Origin of the sequence: Segetibacter aerophilus, from assembly GCF_007991655.1 — a bacterium.
GTDB classification, from domain to species: domain Bacteria; phylum Bacteroidota; class Bacteroidia; order Chitinophagales; family Chitinophagaceae; genus Segetibacter; species Segetibacter aerophilus.
The window spans coordinates 120893-140741 of sequence record NZ_BJYT01000007.1; the positions used below are offsets into that span (position 1 = coordinate 120893).

Here is a 19849-nt window from a genome sequence, read left to right on the forward strand (position 1 = left end):
CTGTAGTGTAACAGGAATTGTAGATAATGAAGGCATGATGGTATGGAGAGAAAGATTTTGAATAATAGATGTATGTACATATATTTGTGTTGTGAAACTAGAAGATGCAATAAAGACAGGAAAGTTTACTTCGGAGAAACAGAAGGCGGGATTGAATATTTTGTACACAGCCTGGTGGCTCAAAACTTTAATCAGCCAGGAATTAAAAGAGTTTGGGTTGACGCATGAGCAATACAACGTGTTACGAATTTTAAAAGGGAAGCACCCGGAGAAGATGTGTGTAAGAGATATTGGCGGTAGAATGATAGAACGAAATTCAAATGTGCCTCGGATAATAGATCGGTTGGTGGCAAAGAAATTTGTTGACAGGTCAACTTCGGATATTGATAAAAGAGAAACCGTTATTACCCTTACAACTGATGGCATGACTGTTTTAGAAAATGCAAATAAGAAAGTGGACGGACTGTTCAATAGTACAGTGTTGATGAGTGAAGAGAACGCGACGGAGCTAAATTTCCTGCTGGAAAACTTAAGGACTAAGGAGTAAAAAAATTTGCTTCAATAAGTGTATATACACGTAAAGTAAGAATTATGAAAACGATACTTCATGCTGCAGACCGAAGAGGTCATGTCAGTTTCGGGTGGTTGGATAGTCATCATTCATTCAGCTTCGGAAATTATTACGATCCTGAAAAATTGCACTTTGGAATGTTAAGAGTGTTGAACGATGATATTATTACAGGTGGTTCCGGTTTTGGAACACATCCTCATGATAATATGGAGATCGTTTCTATTCCTTTACAAGGAGCGATAGAACATAAAGACAGTACGGGGACACAAGCGGTAATCAACGTGAATGACGTACAAATTATGAGTGCCGGTACAGGCATTAAGCATTCGGAGTACAACCATTATAAAGACAAAGACGCAAACTTTTTACAAATCTGGATTATTCCTAAAAAAAGAAACATTGAACCTAGGTATGACCAGAAGAGTTTTGATCCTGCAGAACGGGTAAATCAATTTCAAACTGTGGTAGCACCTGATGATGATAAAGCTACCTGGATCAACCAGGACGCATGGCTTTCGCTCGGCAATTTTAAAGGAGGCTTCACTACCTCTTATGTTATAAAAAAAGCCGGTAATGGTGTCTACGCTTTTGTTCTTAATGGCAGTGTTACAATAAATGAGCAAACCCTTTACAAAAGGGATGCACTGGGCATATGGGATATTGAACAACTTGAAATAGAAGCGACTACTGACTCAGAATTATTGTTGATCGATGTGCCAATGGTGGCTTAAGAAGCGTATTAATTATATCAAATAAATAAAAAAGGAAAAATGGCAACTTACAAAATTGATGTAGATCACTCAGACATTATGTTCAAGGTAAAACACCTTATGATTTCAACAGTATCAGGTATTTTCAAAAAGTTTGACGCAACGCTTGAAGTAAACGAACAGGATTTAAGTGATGCAAAAGTGACCTTTGAAGCAGATGTCGACAGCGTAGATACAAAGAATGAACAACGGGACGCTCATCTAAAAAGTGACGACTTTTTCAACGCTGAGCAATTTCCTAAAATGACTTTCAAGTCTACAAGCATTAAAAAAGTTGGCAATGATGAATATACCCTTACCGGTGACTTTACCATTCGTGATATTACAAAGTCTATCGACCTGAAGGTGGAGTATAACGGTAGCACAAAGGATCCGTGGGGACAAGAGAGAATGGGATTCGAAGTGTCGGGAAAAATTAACCGTAAGGAGTACGGGCTTAAATGGAGTGCAGTAACTGAAGCCGGTGGATTGGTAGTAGCTGATGATGTAAAACTGGCAATGAATGTGGAAATGGTAAAACAGGCGTAATTGCGAAACGACATTGTGAGAAGCGGGCCAGCACTAAAAGCGTGGCTCGCTTTTCATTATTTTTTATATAGCTTTTCACGTTTTCGAGACCTTTTTTGCAGATTCAAAAATCCGTCTTGAGCGCTTTTGAAAATAAGAGTAAAACAAGAAGGCAAATTTATTGTTATAGAGGTGGCGGAAAGAGCAGGTGGAGGTTTGGTTAAAAAAAGATGAGATTTACAGGAATTGAATAATTGCTGATTGGAGCACAAATAGTACAAGAGAGTGACACAACAATGTTGCCCAAAGGGTGGCTGGCGGTCGCAAAAAAAGAATAGTAATGAATATCGAGATTGTTTCAGGAAGTCCGCGAAAAGAAAGTGTAACCTTTAGACTTGCTCTTTTTTTGCAGAAGTTATTAAAAGAAAAAACGCCGCACACTATCAACATCCTCGACGTGCGCGAATGGAACTTTCCCACTTTACAGGAACAAGTGTATTCTTCCATCGACAATACGCCTGACGAATATAAGCCCCTTGCTCGGCGAATGTTTGGTGCCAATGCCTTTATCATCGTTACGCCGGAATATAATGGCAGTTATACGCCACCAATGAAAAATCTTTTTGATCATTTTCCAAAACAGTTCCATAAAGCTTTCGGGATAGCCACAGCGTCTACAGGTTCAATGGGAGGAATGAGAGCAAGCCAGCAGCTACAACTGTTAGTCGGTGCTTTATTTGGAATACCAAGTCCTTACATGCTGATCACACCGCAGGTAGACAAGAAATTTGACGTGGAGGGCAACCTGATAGACGAGTCGTTTTCTAATTCTATACACACTTTTGTAACCGAATTTCTTTGGCTTGCCGAGCGCGTTTGTTGTGTGAAGTCTTAATTAAGTAATTTTTTTACTGGGGAGTTGTACCTTCGCCCCTTCTTTTAATATACCATGAGTGATGACATAAAGCATGAGTGCGGCCTCGCATTCATTCGTTTACGAAAGCCTTTCTCGTATTATCTTCAAAAATACGGTACTGTTCTCTACGGCCTCAACAAGTTGTACCTGCTGATGGAAAAGCAACACAACCGTGGGCAAGATGGTGCCGGGATGGCAGCAGTAAAATTAAATGTAGAACCAGGTTATCCCTTTTTGCACAGAATTAGAAGTGTTGCTCCCCAATCAATTGCAGACCTTTTTGCTACGATCGGAAAAGAGGTAGCAGAGCTCGAAAAGTTTCAGCCGACTATAAAACAACATCCGGGGCTTTTAAAAGGCCACCTTCCTTTTTTGGGCGAACTACTGTTGGGTCACTTACGATATGGTACGCAGGGAAAGAACAACGCTGATTTTTGTCATCCCTTCATCCGCAGAGAGGTAATTCCAGCTAGGAATCTTGCGCTTGCGGGCAATTTCAACCTTGTAAATACCGAAGAACTATATAAGCATATAGGATTTGATCCCGGTACGTTTTCTAAACAAAGCGACCTCGCTGCCATGCTTGAGGTCATTCATCACTTTCTTGTAAAGGCAGATACCGAAAACCCTGAAAAACTTAATCTTGGTTGCGTCTTAAAAGAGGCTGCATCCCTTTTTGATGGTGGTTATACTATTGGTGGTTTGATCGGTAACGGTGATAGTTTTGTACTGAGAGATGCCAATGGTATCCGCCCGGCTTATTACTATATTGATGATGAAGTAATTGTTGCTGGCAGTGAAAGAGCCGCAATCAGAACGACTTTTAACGTAGGTGAAAATGAAGTGCATGAGTTAATGCCGGGCAATGCACTAATAGTTGAGGCACATGGCGAATACAGAGTTGAACAGGTACTGGACGTAAAAGAAAGACGCGCCTGCAGTTTCGAACGCATTTACTTTTCGCGCGGTAGTGATGAAAAAATTTATCGCGAAAGAATTGCTCTTGGTTATCACCTTAGCAAGGCAGTTTTGGAAGCTGTAAGCTATAACTTAAAAGACACCATTTTTTCATATATCCCTAATACCGCAGAGATCGCCTATTATGGTATGTGTAAGGGAATGGAAGATTACCTGAACCAAATAAAGGTGCAGCGTATTTTAAGTTGGGGAAGCGATGTGACCGAAGAGAAGCTGGCGACGATGATCAACCGTAAAATCCGCCAGGAAAAAATTGCCATAAAAGATGTAAAGCTTCGAACCTTTATAACAGAAGATTCGAACCGGAACGAAATGGTTCAGCACGTCTACGACATCACGTATGGAACAGTTCGCAGGGGAGAAGATACATTGGTGGTTATAGATGACTCCATTGTAAGAGGTACGACACTTAAAGAAAGTATAGTCAAAATGCTTTCAAGGCTCAGTCCTAAAAAAATCATAGTCGTTTCATCAGCGCCACAAATTCGCTATCCTGATTGCTATGGCATCGACATGAGCAAACTTGGCGATTTCATTGCATTCAGAGCTGCGGTTGAATTATTAAAAGAAACTGGCCAGGAAATGTTGTTACAGGATTTGTATCAGAAATGCCTGCAACTGCAACAGTGCAATAAGCTACATCTTGAAAATGTAGTACGGCAGGTTTACAAGCCTTTTACAACAGAGGAGATCTCAGGAAAAATTGCGCAGTTAATTACACCTGAAGACATTGACTTTCCAGTTGAAGTGATCTATCAAACCATCGAGGATTTGCACGCGAGCTGTCCTACAAATACAGGGGATTGGTACTTCACCGGCAACTATCCGACGGCAGGGGGTAACAAGGTGGTTAATAAGGCCTTTATTAATTATATGGAAGGAAGCAATTCAAGAGGCTACTAAATTTGTACATCTTCGATCCACTTATTATTGTCTTTTAAACGATTGTTTATGAAATCAATACTTCTTGTTCGACATGCAAAAAGTAGCTGGGATTTTAATGTAGAAGACTTTGACCGTCCCTTAAACCAGCGTGGTGAGACTGATGCTGCCGCAATGGCGAAAAGGCTGTTGAAAAAAGATGTCAAAATAGATGCTTTCGTAAGTAGTCCTGCAAAAAGAGCCCTAACTACCGCAACCTATTTTGCAGAAGCTTACGATAAGAAGCAGAAGCACATCATCATCGTTCCTGCTTTATATGAGGCCGGAGTAAGCGATTTTTTTAATACAATTGCCGGCCTTGATAATGATCTAAAACATGTTGCCCTGTTTTCTCACAACCCTGGTATCACCACTTTTGCAAGTAAACTCACAGCCACTTTTATTGACGACATGCCCACATGCGCAGTCTTCGCAGTAAAGGCCGATCTAAAAAAGTGGTCTGACTTTGAAGGTGCACAGAAGGAGTTCTGGTTTTTCGATTATCCCAAAGCTGGTTAAGGTGGGTTCTAAAAAATGTTTTTGGTTTCCAACTGTAGCCTTTCATAGCGCCATCGTTGTGTCACTCACTTTTACTGAATATCAATTACCACCCATTAAAGAAATTTTTCAAAATTTCATTGTTTTTCGCAAATAGCAGAAATAGTCCTAAAAGAACTTAAACCTTTAAATGATCGATCGATTCTCCAATCTTTTCAAAAGCTTTTTCGACAGCGAGAAAGTTGCAGGGCTGCTACTGCTGTTTTGTACAATCATTTCCCTTTCGATAGCTAATTCGTCTTTTGGAGATTTTTATGTTGATTTCATGCATAGTAAGATTGATCTTTCCTTCGCAAATGGATCTCTTAATTATAGTGTAGAACAATGGGTGAACGACGGCCTTATGACAATCTTCTTTCTTATGGTAGGACTCGAGGTAGAAAGAGAAATATACGTAGGAGAATTGTCAGACATAAAAAAAGCCATCTTGCCGGTTGCGGCTGCTGTTGGGGGAATGCTGGTTCCTTCCCTGATACACTTCATACTAAACAACGGTACAACTACACAAAGTGGCTTCGCTATACCGATGGCTACTGATATCGCATTTGCTTTAGGTGTACTTGCACTGGCTGGCAATAAAGTGCCTACTTCAGTAAAAGTTTTCCTTGCTGCACTTGCCATTATCGATGATATAGGTGCTATTGTGGTGATTGCTTTTTTCTATACCGCTACTATAACTTTTTCCTACTTGGCTGTCGCATTAGCCATCTTTGGGTTGCTCCTTATTTTTAATAGAATGAAAGTCTTTAACCTCGCATTTTATTTATTGCCCGGGCTACTAATGTGGTATTGTTTTCTGCAATCAGGTGTTCACCCAACTTTATCGGGAGTGTTGCTTGCCTTCGCAATACCATTTCACAAAACGGATGAAAAAAACGTTTCGTTGCGACTACAGCATTTTTTACATAAGCCTGTTGCTATTGTTATCATCCCGATTTTCGCGTTGGTAAATACTGCCATCATTTTACCAAACAACTTTAGTCAAGCTATTTTAAATACAAACTCTGCCGGCATTATTGCAGGATTGTTTGTAGGTAAGGTGATAGGTATAGTTTTGTTTCCATACCTGCTGATAAAGTTTGCAAAAGCGAAACTGCAGAAGGGGATCAACTTTCAGTTATTAATCGGCATTGGGTTTCTGGGAGGTATCGGTTTTACAATGTCTATGTTTATCGGTAACCTTGCTTTTGATGATAGCAACACTATTATAAATTCTAAACTAAGTATCTTAATAGGATCTGCTTTGTCTGCTATAACCGGCCTGCTTATTTTAAGACGAAGTGCAAAAACCTAAAGGAATTTGTAGGACACGTGAGTTTATTCTTTTATAACTATTTAAGTTCATTTAATGCAAGTTTAATAGTGCACCCAAGGGGAGTAGGCTAGATTTGTATTGCATTTAAAAAACAACTTCCTTTTCTACCTAACCTTAACTGGACTCTAAACCCTTATTTACTACCTAACTCTTTTAGAGCCCCGCTATTAAAACCTTTCATTTGATGACGGGTTTTTTTGTTTCTAGACGTTTAAAAAATGAACGGTGAAATTATCCTCTAAATTTTGCCAGTTTCTCCACGGCCTTCTCCAGCGTTTGCTCTTTTTTGCAAAAACAAAATCTTATCACTTTATTATCTATTCCCTCATGATAAAATGCTGATACAGGAATAGGTGTAACACCGTATTGTTTTGTTAGCATAATTGCAAGGTCCTTGTCACCCAGCTCACTTAGTCCTGCGTAGCTATAGCATTGAAAATAACTTCCAAAGCTTGGTAAGGGTTTGAAGATGGTTGCGGCCATTAGTTGATTAAAATAATCCCTTTTCTTTTGTACAAAGGCACCAAGGTTATTGTACGAATCCTTATTCTGTAAATAACCGGCAAGGCCAACTTGTGATGGAGTATGAACAGAAAAGCAGTTGAATTGATGCACCTTTCTAAATTCCTTCATCAGGGGAGCAGTTGAAATACAATAGCCGATTTTCCAACCTGTGCTATGAAAAGTTTTACCGAAGGAAAAGCAAACAAAAGCGCGCTCAAGTAGGTCCGGAAAACGAAGAATACTTTGATGTTGTAGACCATCAAATATCAAATGCTCATACACTTCGTCGCTGAGGATAAAGATATTGGTGCCTTTTACTATTTGCCGTAATTGTTCAATATCATCTTCTCTTATCACACTGCCGGTTGGGTTATGTGGAGAGTTGATGATGATCATTTTCGTCTTCTCCGTAATCTTGCTTCTTACCACATCCCAAGGTATTGAGTAGCCGGGAAATTCAAGCGGAATTAAAACGGGAACAGCGCCGTTGATTTCGATGTTAGGAATGTAGCTATCGTAGGCAGGTTCAAAAACGATGGCCTCGTCACCGGGTTCAAGTACGGTGGTTAGCGCTGTGTAAATTGCATAAGTACCCCCGGGAGTTACTGTAACATCTGTCGATGCATTAATTTCTACACCATAAAGGTCAGACGCTTTTTCTGCTATTCGTTCACACAATATTGGTAAACCAGCCATCGGGGCGTATTGGTTTAAACCATCTTTCATTGCTTTTGATACGAGTTCAACCAGGTCTTCACTCATCTCAAAATCAGGAAAGCCTTGGCCAAGATTGACGGAGTTATGGTCAGTGGCCATGCGACTCATGGTTGTAAAAACAGTGGTACCAACATTAGGCAGCTTGCTATTTAGGATCAATTTTGGTGCTTTTTTCAAAAGTAGCATAAAAAAATTGAGGCTGCCACTTCCCAGTGACAGCCTCGTCCTATTAATCCGTACCCATAAAAAACCCTAAACCTTAATGCGATATAATGAGTTCAATCCAGAAATAAACAAGTCGTAGTTTCCCGCGATTCCACTTGGAACCACCAACATTCCTGATGGCTTACTTCTTTCGTTATTGTCCTGGTCGTCTAATTCTGTAATCACTTTTGTTGTTGCCTTAGGGTTTAAGCGGTCGCTTACATCGAAATTATACTTGATGATCTTGTAGTTGAACACCGATGAATTCATATAGTTGATGTAAACTGAATTATCAGGTCCTACTGTCATCGAATAGATTTTTCTATGCAACACCTCTTTCCAGATTATTTGTCCTGTCGTAAGATCAAAAAGGTAGACAACGTCGCCGCAAAAGCCGACGAGTAAATCGTTATTTAAAGGACTGAGCGGAGAATACAAATCATCCCACAACGGAATATCCCATGATTTTACAACACTGTTGGTTACAGGATCGTACTTATATAATCTTTCGATTTTACCGTTTTTAGGTACCGCTCCAATAAGCGCATAATTGCTGTCTTTGGTTAAACACATTGATTGAAACTCGTAATGCGAGAATTCAGGCAAGTAAAGGTTACGAACGGTACCGTTTCTATAACTGCCCATACTTAGCTCACGGCCGGCAGAAACTGTGATGCGATCGTTATTGCCCGCACCCGCAACATAGCCGCTTTTGGTATACTTAATACCGAGCAAACTCATAGAGCCATTTGTTCCTGACGCATCAGCGTCCTGGAAGAAAGCGCTTTGTTTTGGGTTAGACGATGTAGTTGCAAACCCACTGTTTGTATTTGTAAATCCCGCAACATTCACGGTCCAGTCTTGTACAGGTGAATACTGCAACAAAGCTCCTTTCGGGTATCCCGCCATAAAAATTTTACCTGCATCAGGGCTTGTAGCGGGAGGCATTAGCATAGTTAGAATACCCATACTTGTGCAACCTAATTTTTTGAATCCTTCACTTTTTGCATAAGACCCTAATAAACCTTGTTTGTAGCAGACGAGATAGAGCTTATCATTTGAGTACATCATCGGGCCGGTAGTAGGATAAATATCTTCCTGCAAACCAGTAACAGGTATCGAACCAGCCTGGCCATTATTTAGTTTATACACAACCTTCTTCTCAACGTCGTTCCAAAAAACCTGGGGCACAGTAGCATCCGTTTCGGAATACGGAACGTAGATCATCCTGTTTGTCATAGGCCTATCGTACTCTTTGAGAGCCGTTGACGTAAAGCCTGATAGTCTGAAATGTGTAGCAACCGAATGAGCATAAGGCGCATCCGTGTGGCTGGCTATATCTATAGAAACGCCGCTTCCACTGTTACTTTTTAAAGTTCTTTTTTCGCCAGTCTCTCTATCAATTGCGTATAGGAACCAGTTATTTTTTCCGCAAACTGCATAAGTATACTTGCTATCGCCGGATACACTGGTAACGAAACGAGATGTATTGTCGAGCGTAGAAGCGTCGACGGCAAAACGTTTATAATCGTACCTAAAAGTCTTCACATCACCTTCGTCGCCGAAAGATCCTCCATAAAGGGCACCGTCGGTACCAACATTTAAAGTATAGATGTCAAGCGCAGAATTTCCTTTTTTAAATGGTTTGCCAAGATCGATCGCAGTCTGGGTAGAGGGATCATATTGAATAAGATGTCCGCCGCCGGTAGGAGAACCTTGGGTGGCAACGTAATATTTTTTATCCATTCCAAAAATGCCCATGATAATTCTACCAAAAGAATAGTTAGCAGCGTTACCATCTGGTCCTTTGACTGGGATGATTTTAGATGAATTTGTTTGCATGTTAACTGCTACAAACCGAAAAGCATTTATGGGGGTAAGACCATCCATGTTTCCGTTGTCAATCATCAATAAACAGTAACCGGAATTTTGACTTGGTAGATAAGTAAAGAGAGGTTCGTTGCCAGCGTTTAATGGGTGGATCTTCCATGTAATGTTTGTACCGGAAAAGACATGTCCAAGATTTTGAATAGTGGACGGCTGTTCTTCCGGTACAACAACCTTACCTGGAATTAATTGTTGATCAACTTTTCTGCACGAGCAAAACAGTAGTATTGCTAATGCAAAATGCGTTAGGTTTTTCATGAGAAAATTGGATATTGGATATAGGATATTGGACTTTAAAACCGCGTTACCGAAGCAACACTAATTAAACGCGGGCTGCGAAAGGAGATTGCAGGAAAATTTTGGTTAGCTCAATTCGGGTACGGTATAAGCCGATTGGAGTTAATATGGAGCTACCTATTATGGAAGAATTTGAAAAGCAACGAAAAATGATGCAAAGCTCAATATCAAAATCAAACGAAATCAATGTTGCTTATTTCGGAGGAAGAAACAACAAAGCCGCTATGAGAAATACAGTACAAGGGAGTGACACAACCAGGTATGAAAGAAGATCAACTGCCGGTCAGACAAAAACATTCATTATGGAAGTGGCAAAAGAAATCTAAATGCCTAATTGGCTTGCGAGACGCTTTAATTCAATTTCGGCAACTTTTGCTGAATATGATAAATTGGTTAGCCTGTATCCGGCTTCGACGAAACTTCGTTGTGCCTCGCGAACCTCTATAATTGTAGCAGCAGAAAGCTCGTAGCGTTGAAGGGTTAACTGTAATAGTGCAGCGGCGATCCTGTTGTTTTCCTTTTCTAACTGTAACCTCTGCAAAGTATTCTGATATGCCTGCCACGATTTCACGGCAGAAGTTTCTAAAGTATTCAATAAGATCTCGCGTGACACGCCCGCATTTTTCGTAGATATGTCAGCAACCCGCACTTGCCTTTTAGTAAGACCACCGTTAAAAATGGGTACGCCTACAGTGAAGCCAATATATGGACCAAGGTTCTGATTCAATAAAGTAAAGCCGGCACTACTCTGAGTGCGTGCATAGTTGAAGCCGGTGTTTAATGAGACGGAAGGATAACGCTGGGCGCCTACTTCCCTGGCAATTAGTTCGTTTATCCTGATTTCCTGTTCCGCAGACAATACTTCGGGGTTTCTTTGAAGGTTTTCCCTAACCAGATTAAAGTTGACTGTGCTATCTACAATAATGGTATCTCTAATTGCGAAGGCGCTATCAGGTCTTTGAGTCATTAAGTTCATCAGGTCTGATTTGGCTTGCATAATAACCAGTTCCTGGCTCTGCAATTCCTGCTGGCTTGCTGTTAGATCCAGTTGGGCCTGGTATGTGTCAGCATTGTTTGCAAGACCTACACTTTGTCGAACATCTATAATCTTCTTTCTTTGGAGCGTTGCTTCGATGGATTGTTTTAAAGTTTCTATGTAGCTGTTTTGGCGAACTATATCGTAATACTTCAGCATCACGTTCGCTACAATGTTTTGTATTTGCGTAGTTACTAACTGTTCGCTCTGTAGTTGCAGTGCCTCAAGTCTTTTCTTGGTTGCATGTACCCTTAAGCCATTATACAGTAACAAACTACCACCAATGCCACCGTTTAACGAATTGTTTAGGTTACCATTTCGTTTAGTGGTAGTACCGTTACTTAGGTTCTGGGTAAGATTGGTAAGAGACTGGTTATTGGTGATACTAGCATCTACATTAGGCAAACCGCCGGCAACACTAATGTGATTATTGATTTCATTGGCGGTAACATTATTCCTTGCGATTTCAATATCCAGACTATTTTTTAATGCAATGTTGATTGCTTCCTGCAATGTTAAAACTTGTGCATCGATCCTGATAATTGCAAAAAGAAGAAATGCGCTTAAAAGTGTTTTCTTCATCTGTTTAATTTGTTATCATAGGTGAAGGTTTTAATTCTTCACGGCCTATTCCATTTCCTGAGTGTAATAACTTTTCTTCTTCCAGTTTTTCCTGGCGGTGAACTTCATCATATTCCAGGTTTACATCTTTTTTGTGTTTACCTGATATAAAGGTATAAACCGCTGGAATTACAAATAACGTGAGGACCAGTGAAAACATAATGCCACCAACTACAACAATACCCAAAGGAATTCTGCTTGTTGCTGCAGCTCCTAAACTTAATGCAATAGGTAGGGCACCTAACGCGGTAGCAAGACTCGTCATCAGTATCGGTCTCAAACGTTGGGCTGCTGCCTCAAGTACCGCCTGCACTTTAGGTATCCCTTGTTCACGTTTCTGATTAGCAAACTCAACTATTAAAATACCGTTTTTAGTTACGAGCCCAATAAGCATAATCATTCCGATTTGAGAGAATATATTAAGCGTTTGTCCAAACAACCAAAGACTTAACAGCGCTCCGCAAAGTGCCAGGGGAACTGTGACCATAATGATAAAAGGGTCGGTAAAACTTCCAAACTGTGCAGCTAGCACCAGGTAGATCAACATGAGCGCCAAGCCGAATGCAAAGCTTGTATTAGAAGAACTTTCCGCATAGTCTCTTGATGGTCCGCTTAGCGAAGTTTGGAATGTTGGATCAAGTAATTTTGAAGCAATGTTCTGCATCGCCTTTACCCCATCGCCAATTGTTTTGCCTTCTGCAAGGGATGCCTGCATCGTGGCTGCCTTGAAACGATTGTAGTGAAACAGCGTAGGAGGATTACTTGTTTCTATCATACTTACTACAGAACTCAAAGGAACTTTCTGACCAGAGGCAGTAGTTACATAAATGTTATTGATATCAACAGGCTCATTTCTATCTGCTCTTTCTACCTGCGAGATTACCTGGTACTGGCGGCCATTCATAGTAAAGTAACCGGCTCTTCGTCCACTAAAGGCACTTTGTACCGCCCCGCCTACGTCAGTAATCGATAGGCCTAAATCTTTTGCCTTTATGCGATCGATTTGCAATTGCAACTCGGGCTTATTGAATTTGAGATTTACGTCAACATTAGAGAATGTAGGATCCTTTCTGGCTTCTTCCAGGAACTTCGGGATCACATCTTTTATTTTTTCAAAATCAAGGTTCTGAATAATGAACTGAACAGGCAATGAACCACGGCCGCCACCAACAGAGATCGTTTGTTCTTCAATGGGGAAAGCCCGCACATTATTAAACCTTCTCAATTTACCTTGCAAATCTCTTGCTACTTCTGACTGTGTCCTGGTCCTGTCTTTAGGATCAACTAGCGCAAGTCTCAAACTTCCTGAGTTCACGCCACCTCCACCACCAAAACCTGGTATTGATCCAAAAACATAATCCCTTTCAGGAATAGAGTCATAGAGGTAGTTCACTAATTCATTTCCTACGTTAGTCATAAAGTCATAGCTCGCGCCTTCAGGTCCGGTGATGTTTAAGCGCACATTGCTCTTATCTTCCAACGGAGCGATTTCATTTTGAATATTACTACCAAGCACGTAGATAAGTCCGCCGCAAACAATCACCAGCACCCACGCAATCCAACGAACCCTTACAAACCTGGTTAGAAGTTTTTTATAACCATTTTCCATTCCCTGGAAAAATGGTTCTGTTTTCTCATAAAACTTCCCATGTCCGCTATTCTTCTTAGTCATGTAAACATTCAATACGGGCGTAATGGTTAATGAGACGAGTGCGGAGACCAGTACAGCCCCGGCTACCACCACACCAAATTCACGGAACAACCTACCCACAAATCCCTGCAAGAAGATAACCGGTAGAAACACAACAGCAAGGGTGATAGAAGTAGAAATGACAGCAAAAAAGATTTCACGGCTTCCCAAAAGAGCGGCCTTTTTTATCGACATTCCCTCTTCGAGTTTTCTAAAAATATTCTCTGTAACCACGATACCATCATCGACTACCAACCCCGTCGCCAGTACAATTGCAAGGAGCGTCAATACGTTGATCGAGAAACCTGCTATGTACATGATGAAGAAAGAAGAGACAAGCGAGATTGGAATATCTATCAGCGGCCGGATGGCTATCAACCAATTTCTAAAGAAGAAAAATATTACCAGGATAACCAGGCAAAGCGAGATAATAAGGGTCTCCTTAACTTCCTCAAGCGACCTGCGAACATTACGGGTAGTGTCCACCAGCACGTTCATCTCGATGTCTGACTTTTCTGTTTTCCGTATGTCTTCAAGCCTTTTGTTGAACTCATCAGAAATGTTGATATAATTGGCGCCTGGCTGAGGAATGATGGCCATACCCACTGCGTTCACGCCGTTGTACTTCCAACTTTGTTCTTCATTTTCCGGACCTAATTCAACTTTCGCAACATCGCTTAATCTAACAATTCCGGCTGAGTCTTGCCTCACTATAAGATCGGCAAACTCTTTTTCAGTAGTCAGCCTTCCCAGTGTTCGAATGATCAGCTCTGTATTATTTCCGGCGATCTTTCCTGCAGGCAGTTCTACGTTCTCCCGGTTAAGCGCGTTCTGCACCTCTGTAAAAGATACGTTGAACGAAGAGAGTTTATCAGGCTGAAACCAAATGCGCATTGCCGGCCTCTTTTGCCCGAATATATTTACCGCACTTACTTCATTGATGGTTTGAAATCGTTCGAGCAGTACATTCTCAGCATAGTCGCTTAGCTCCAGCAAACCTTTGGTGTGACTTTGCACAGCAAGCAAAATAATAAACTCACTATTTGCATCGGCCTTACTTACCACGGGCGGAGCATCAAGATCCTGTGGTAGGTTGCGTACTGCCTGGCTTACTTTATCGCGAACATCGTTAGCCGCTTCCTCAAGGGAAACGCTCAAATCGAACTCCACCGTGATATTACTTGAACCCGCACTGCTTGAAGAAGTTATACTCTTAATACCAGGAATACCGTTTACAGCTTTTTCAATCGGCTCGGTTATCTGGGTTTCTATAATGTCAGAATTGGCGCCCGTGTAAGAGGTTCTGACATTTACAATTGGTGGATCAATTGCAGGATACTCCCGCACACTGAGAAAATAAAATCCTACGAGGCCGAACAGTATAATCAATAGATTTATAACTGTTGCCAGTACCGGTCTTCTTAGCGATAATTCTGAAATATTCATAGTTTATCTCGCTGTTCGATTTATTAAAAATTATTTATTTGCCGTCTTTTGATCTATACTAGACATTGTTGCGTCGCACTCTTGTACGGTTTGTTCTTTAGTCAGGGAGTATACAAAAGCAACCGAAACTTTCTCTTAAGCAATAATTATTAGTCCTGGAAGAAATGATTTAACCAATTGTTCTATTCGTTATGATTACTGCTGTAAACTATTTAATCACCTCTGCCAATGTTCTTACTTTTCTGACTTTAACTGCTGCATTAGGTCGTGCAAATAGCACACCGCTGATTACAACACTATCACCTGCATTCAATCCACTGGTTACCTGTACGGCACCTACCTGGCGAACACCGGTTTCTATATCTACAAATTTTGCTTTGCCGCCTTTTACGACCACCACTTGTTTGGCTCTTGCATCGGGTATAATAGCATTGGCCGGTATCATCATACCATTTTCTTCACCTGCATCTACATATACTTTTACGAAGCTTCCCGGGTTAACATTTGTTGCATCGTCTAGTCGCGCTCTTACCAAAACATTCCTGGTAGTGGTACTGATTTGTGGTTCTATCGCAATGATCGTGGCTCGTCTTTTTGATTGAGCATTTGCATCCGTCTCAACAACCACCTTATTTCCCCTTTTTAGCAAATTTGCATAGTTTTCAGGCAAAGTAAAATCGATCCTGATTTTACCCATTTGCTGAAGAGTTGCAAGAATTGTAGCGGGCGTAACATAGGCTCCGTTACTTACCTGCCTTAAACCTACCACGCCGCTAAAGGGTGAGCGAACAACGGTTTTGGCAAGATCAGCTTGTATTATACCGATGTCTGCTTTCAGGCTATTTACCTGGTTAAGCGCAACATCATAATCGGCCCTGTTAATACCTTGTATATCTAATAGCTTTTTATAGCGTGCTACTGTAATTTCCGCAAGTTGTAGCTGCACCTTTACTTTGTTTAATTGGGCTCTCAGGTCAGCATCATTAATTTTTGCTATTACGCTTCCTCGTGTGATACGTGAACCTTCTGCTACATTCAAGTATGTTAACCGGCCACTAATTTCGGGCCTTACCTCTACGAACTCTCCGGCTACTACAGTTCCATTAGCTTCAATAGTATTAGGGATCGTTTGAGAACTTGCAATAATAACATCAACTGTTGGAGGAGGAGGAGCCTGGTTTTTTTTAGGTTCTTCTTTCTTACCCTTGCACGAAAAAGCCAATAAATTTAAAAGCACAACTGAGAGTAAAGCATACTTCATTTGATAAAGTAGTATTGATTATAGAGCACTAAAGATAAAGCAGAAATAATAGGGTAACTGTTGAAAGAGTAAAAAGTTTGCACTCTTAAATGTGGGGCATGTTTTAATCGGTAAATGTTTGCTTTATTAAGGTAAAGACTTTTAAAGACGGGAGCTTGTGTATGAAAAATGGAATATAGAAAAACGAGCATTTTTCTCTTTAAAGTGTTGGTGCCTTCATCTCCAATGGCTTAACTTTTGAAACAGATCCGAAGATGATCATTAAGCCTCGTACTATACATTTTTTTTCAACAATTATTACGATCCTCTTAGTTGCCTCTTCATGTACAACTTCAGATACTTCAGGGTTATTTGGAAAGAAAAGTCCGCATGAACAGTATGCTGATAAAATTGCAAAAGCAGGTTTAAGCGAGACTGCGTTAGGAAGAAAGTGGCTTACTGCTGCTACACAAAGTCTTGTCAAGCCCGTCTCCATAAATCTCCCTTATAGCGAAACAGGATATTTTGCCCAGGAAGAACCAAAGGCTGTCGGGATAATTTTCCAGGCAAGACGTGGTGAAAAACTTACGATAAGTTTGAGCAAAAAACCTGCACGAGGCTTTTCGATCTATGTTGATTTAGGGCGTCCGGCGAATACAGCCAATGAGAAGCCTGAGTTTTTATTGGCTATGGATAGCACATCGTCAAAGATGGAATACGAAGTCGACAAGGAGGGAAGTTATATCCTAAGATTGCAACCTGAATTGTTGCAAGCGGGAGAGTACACCCTTTCCATCAGTACCGGCCCAACGCTCGCCTTCCCTATTACGCCTAAAGTAAAAAGTACCATTGCAAGTTTTTGGGGAGCAGGCAGAGATGCGGGTGCGCGAAAGCATGAGGGGATAGACATTTTTGCACCACAAGGAACTCCCCTGGTGGCAGCCGTTGACGGAGTCGTGACGCGTGTGCAGGAAAACGTACTGGGTGGGAAGGTAATTTTTCTTCGACCACATAACAAGGACTATACATTGTACTATGCGCATCTTGATAAACAAATAGCACAACCAGGTCAAACTGTTAGTACTGGAGATACGATAGGCCTGGTAGGAAATACAGGAAACGCCCGAACGACTGATCCACATTTGCATTTTGGCATTTACACATACCACGGCGCAATTGATCCTTTACCTTTCGTTAACCGCGTAAGCAAGACACCGGAAAGCATTACGGCATCACTAGGTAACCTGAATAAATGGGTGAGAAATAATCGGCGTGTTAACCTTTCAACTGAACCCGGAAGTAATGGCCAAGGCGTGATTACATTAGATGCAAATACGCCATTGAAAGTGGAAGCAGCAACGGCCGGATGGTATAAAGTTTCATTGCCCCGAGGAGATATCGGCTTTGTTGCAGACAATATAGTATCTCCCGCAGTAGCGCCGATTAAGAAAGTGGTTTTAAAAAATCAGCAACCTTTATTGGACCAACCTGGCGATATGGCTGCTCGAAAGACAATATTATTGCCGGGAGAGCCCGTCAATATCCTCGCCACATATAAAAATTTCTACCTCGTGCAACATCAAAAACAGGTGGGATGGATACCAAAGAATTTTTTACTTTAAGTGATTTTAGGGGTCTTTTCCTAAATCTAATTAACTCTCCTCGTCGTAGAATAATTTATAAAAATGTTTGCCCGTAAGTTCGTCGTATCCTTTTTCGATCAAATCTTTTCGGCCATGAATATAGATGTGAAAGTTTCTATCAAGCTTTAAGACTGCTTTAAAGATTTTTGCCTGCTTTTTTACAGCAGACAGATTTATGTCAAACTCGTCTTCGATTTCAAAATTCTTTACCGACTCGTAGGTCTTTTTATATTCTTTAAAAGTATCAACAACGTCAGCATGATGAATCACTTCTTCGGCAAACTCATCCAGGCTAAACTGGTCTTTTGTTTTAAAATAGTCCATCGACCGGTTTAGCAAATCGATTTGGTCGCTCTTCGAAATTTCAAATTTCTCTGCGTATTCATTTGTAATAAATTGTTTGCAAAGCCCCAGATACTTGTCTGTATTATGATAGCTGTCAGCGTACGGCTCTACCTGTAAAAAGTCGGAAACCCAGTATTGAGCTTCATTCTTTTTATTTGTCGAATCGACCACACAGACTGTATAACCCTCCTCTTTATTGTTTCTGAAAACAAGGCAACCTTTGTCTAACTTATTTATATTAATACCTTCCTCAGATATTACTTCGAGACTCCTGCCATGTGTAAATACCTTTAAAAAGTTTTCTTTATTTTCTGATTTGAAGATTCCAATAGCCTGTTTGTATTCCGTACCCAGAGGTACCTGGTCAAAAAGGGCGATGTATAGTTCACCTTCTTTTACCCTCGCATGGGTACTTTTACTATGAAGAAAATTAGCAAGCAAAGCCGAAGTAGCTACAAAAGCAGAAGGGTCCTCAAAAATTTTTGTGACATAGGTGAAAACTTCGTTCAAATTCAAGTCACTCAAGTGGGTAAAGTGGTAGTGCTCGTTTTCATTAAACGAAGAAAGGAAATACTTTGTCAGCATCCTTTTTACAAGTTCATCATTTAGAGTTAATGCGTTTTCTGATAAAACCAGGTTCTCGCTTCTTGTTGGGTTTCCTACTTTATGAACAATAACATCTCTCAACTGTACACTGTCTATACCTGTCATTCGGCGAAGATAGCCCCGCAGCCAAGCTCAGACCTTTTGCGTCAAAAATTATTTTTCTTGCAACAAAAGAGCTAGCTTTTTCATCTACTACGAGGTAAGTTTTAGCTATCGCAAAAGATAAGTGAAGGAGTAGAACTAACAGGAAATAAGGAAGGATTTTTTAAACCTGGAATGGTTAAGGCAGTCACAGAAATGTTAAGATTACTTAATAAAAATTAAGATGAAATTAAATAAGTCCTTTTATTGAAATCTTATTGGTTTCATTCTTAGTTTTATAAAACGAAATCAGAACTAATAATATCTCCGCTTATTTCTCCGTTGTAAACAGATGTTTTTATGCAAGCTACTTATTCTTTTCCCGAGATTAAATCACTGGTAAGATCGTTAGATAATTCCTCAATAAACATCTTGAAAGAATTGATTGAAGAAGAAAAAGATTTCTTTTCCTTACCAGAGTTACGAGCTATTAATCGGTTTATACAAATAAAAAACAGGCAAATTGTAGGAAACGAAGTGAAGTTTGACTACTTGTTGTCGTTCAACTAATACAACTTCTTCAAAGATGGGATTTATAAGGATTGAACAGGATCGAAAGAGTCTGTCTTCCCCGTGATTCTTGTTCTACAAGAACTTTTATTATATTTATCGTATTCCAAAACGAACGCTTGCTCCCAACAAAACGAGCACTTATGTTAGACTTTATCATCTTCCTGCTTCTAAAGTACACGTACGTACTTGCAGCCATATTATTCTTAGTTAAGATCTTTTTATTTGTAAAGAATAAAAACAAGAACTGGACAGTTTCGCAATTTATATTCTTCAATCCAACGAACATCCAATTTACTCCGAACGCAGAAAGGGCAAAATTGAAGCGCGTACAGAATAATTTAAGTATCGCTATCGCAGTGTTGTTGGCTATACAGGTTGGTGCAACAGTGTTGTTTTAGCCCTTTGTTGGCTAATTTGGTTGCT

At 40.5% G+C, this 19849-nt stretch carries 17 protein-coding genes; 11 read left to right on the forward strand and 6 right to left on the reverse strand.

All coding sequences use genetic code 11. The annotated features are described in order from the left end of the window. Positions 1-91: 91 nt before the first annotated feature. The 7 genes from SAE01_RS10715 (at position 92) to nhaA (ending at position 6515) form a co-directional block, all read left to right on the forward strand. A complete protein-coding gene (locus SAE01_RS10715) occupies positions 92-547 on the forward strand; it encodes a MarR family winged helix-turn-helix transcriptional regulator (RefSeq protein ID WP_170234135.1) in 456 nt (151 codons plus the stop codon). A 44-nt stretch (positions 548-591) separates the two neighbouring features. Then, on the forward strand, positions 592-1302 hold the full coding sequence (locus tag SAE01_RS10720; protein WP_147203756.1) for a pirin family protein: 711 nt from the start codon (positions 592-594) through the stop codon (positions 1300-1302). A gap of 39 nt (positions 1303-1341) precedes the next feature. Continuing rightward, positions 1342-1869, forward strand: a complete 528-nt coding sequence (locus SAE01_RS10725) for a YceI family protein (RefSeq protein WP_147203757.1) — start codon at positions 1342-1344, stop codon at positions 1867-1869. Positions 1870-2188: 319 nt separating this feature from the next. After that, on the forward strand, positions 2189-2743 hold the full coding sequence (locus SAE01_RS10730; protein WP_147203758.1) for an NADPH-dependent FMN reductase: 555 nt from the start codon (positions 2189-2191) through the stop codon (positions 2741-2743). 54 nt (positions 2744-2797) lie between these two features. Continuing rightward, complete coding sequence (locus SAE01_RS10735) at positions 2798-4645, forward strand: amidophosphoribosyltransferase (protein ID WP_147203759.1); 1848 nt, start codon at positions 2798-2800, stop codon at positions 4643-4645. Between the two features lie 48 nt (positions 4646-4693). Next, complete coding sequence (locus SAE01_RS10740) at positions 4694-5182, forward strand: SixA phosphatase family protein (protein WP_147203760.1); 489 nt, start codon at positions 4694-4696, stop codon at positions 5180-5182. A 169-nt stretch (positions 5183-5351) separates the two neighbouring features. Then, positions 5352-6515, forward strand: a complete 1164-nt coding sequence (gene nhaA, locus SAE01_RS10745; protein ID WP_147203761.1) for a Na+/H+ antiporter NhaA — start codon at positions 5352-5354, stop codon at positions 6513-6515. Positions 6516-6767: 252 nt separating this feature from the next. On the opposite strand, the gene SAE01_RS10750 is transcribed toward nhaA, so the two are convergent. Both SAE01_RS10750 and SAE01_RS10755 read right to left on the reverse strand, forming a co-directional pair. Beyond that, positions 6768-7943, reverse strand: coding sequence for a methionine aminotransferase (locus SAE01_RS10750; protein ID WP_147203762.1), 1176 nt, complete (start codon positions 7941-7943; stop codon positions 6768-6770). Positions 7944-8009: 66 nt separating this feature from the next. Beyond that, positions 8010-10106, reverse strand: a complete 2097-nt coding sequence (locus SAE01_RS10755; protein WP_147203763.1) for a hypothetical protein — start codon at positions 10104-10106, stop codon at positions 8010-8012. A 101-nt stretch (positions 10107-10207) separates the two neighbouring features. On the opposite strand from SAE01_RS10755, the gene SAE01_RS10760 reads away from it, so the two are divergent. Continuing rightward, a complete protein-coding gene (locus SAE01_RS10760; protein WP_218029132.1) occupies positions 10208-10471 on the forward strand; it encodes a hypothetical protein in 264 nt (87 codons plus the stop codon). Here the strand turns inward: SAE01_RS10760 and SAE01_RS10765 are convergent. The 3 genes from SAE01_RS10765 to SAE01_RS10775 form a co-directional block, all read right to left on the reverse strand. Then, the gene (locus tag SAE01_RS10765) at positions 10468-11763 is read right to left on the reverse strand and encodes a TolC family protein (protein WP_147203765.1); all 1296 of its coding nucleotides are present in this window, start codon (positions 11761-11763) and stop codon (positions 10468-10470) included. The two genes, SAE01_RS10760 and SAE01_RS10765, sit on opposite strands and share 4 nt — an antisense overlap. Positions 11764-11767: 4 nt before the next feature. Next, positions 11768-14938 (reverse strand): efflux RND transporter permease subunit, encoded by a 3171-nt coding sequence (locus tag SAE01_RS10770; protein WP_147203766.1) that lies wholly within the window; start codon positions 14936-14938, stop codon positions 11768-11770. 208 nt (positions 14939-15146) lie between these two features. Further along, positions 15147-16199: an efflux RND transporter periplasmic adaptor subunit gene (locus SAE01_RS10775; RefSeq protein WP_147203767.1), complete on the reverse strand. Its 1053-nt coding sequence runs from the start codon at positions 16197-16199 to the stop codon at positions 15147-15149. 254 nt (positions 16200-16453) lie between these two features. Between SAE01_RS10775 and SAE01_RS10780 the strand changes: the two genes are divergently transcribed. After that, entirely contained in the window at positions 16454-17800 is a 1347-nt protein-coding gene (locus SAE01_RS10780; protein ID WP_147203768.1) for a M23 family metallopeptidase, read from the forward strand. A 30-nt stretch (positions 17801-17830) separates the two neighbouring features. On the opposite strand, the gene SAE01_RS10785 is transcribed toward SAE01_RS10780, so the two are convergent. Then, the gene (locus SAE01_RS10785) at positions 17831-18877 is read right to left on the reverse strand and encodes a nucleoid-associated protein (RefSeq protein WP_147203769.1); all 1047 of its coding nucleotides are present in this window, start codon (positions 18875-18877) and stop codon (positions 17831-17833) included. A 336-nt stretch (positions 18878-19213) separates the two neighbouring features. On the opposite strand from SAE01_RS10785, the gene SAE01_RS10790 reads away from it, so the two are divergent. After that, positions 19214-19423 carry a hypothetical protein gene (locus tag SAE01_RS10790; RefSeq protein ID WP_147203770.1) on the forward strand — a complete coding sequence of 70 codons (210 nt, stop codon included), beginning with the start codon at positions 19214-19216 and terminating at the stop codon, positions 19421-19423. Between the two features lie 143 nt (positions 19424-19566). Beyond that, the gene (locus SAE01_RS10795; protein WP_147203771.1) at positions 19567-19824 is read left to right on the forward strand and encodes a hypothetical protein; all 258 of its coding nucleotides are present in this window, start codon (positions 19567-19569) and stop codon (positions 19822-19824) included. Positions 19825-19849: the final 25 nt, after the last annotated feature.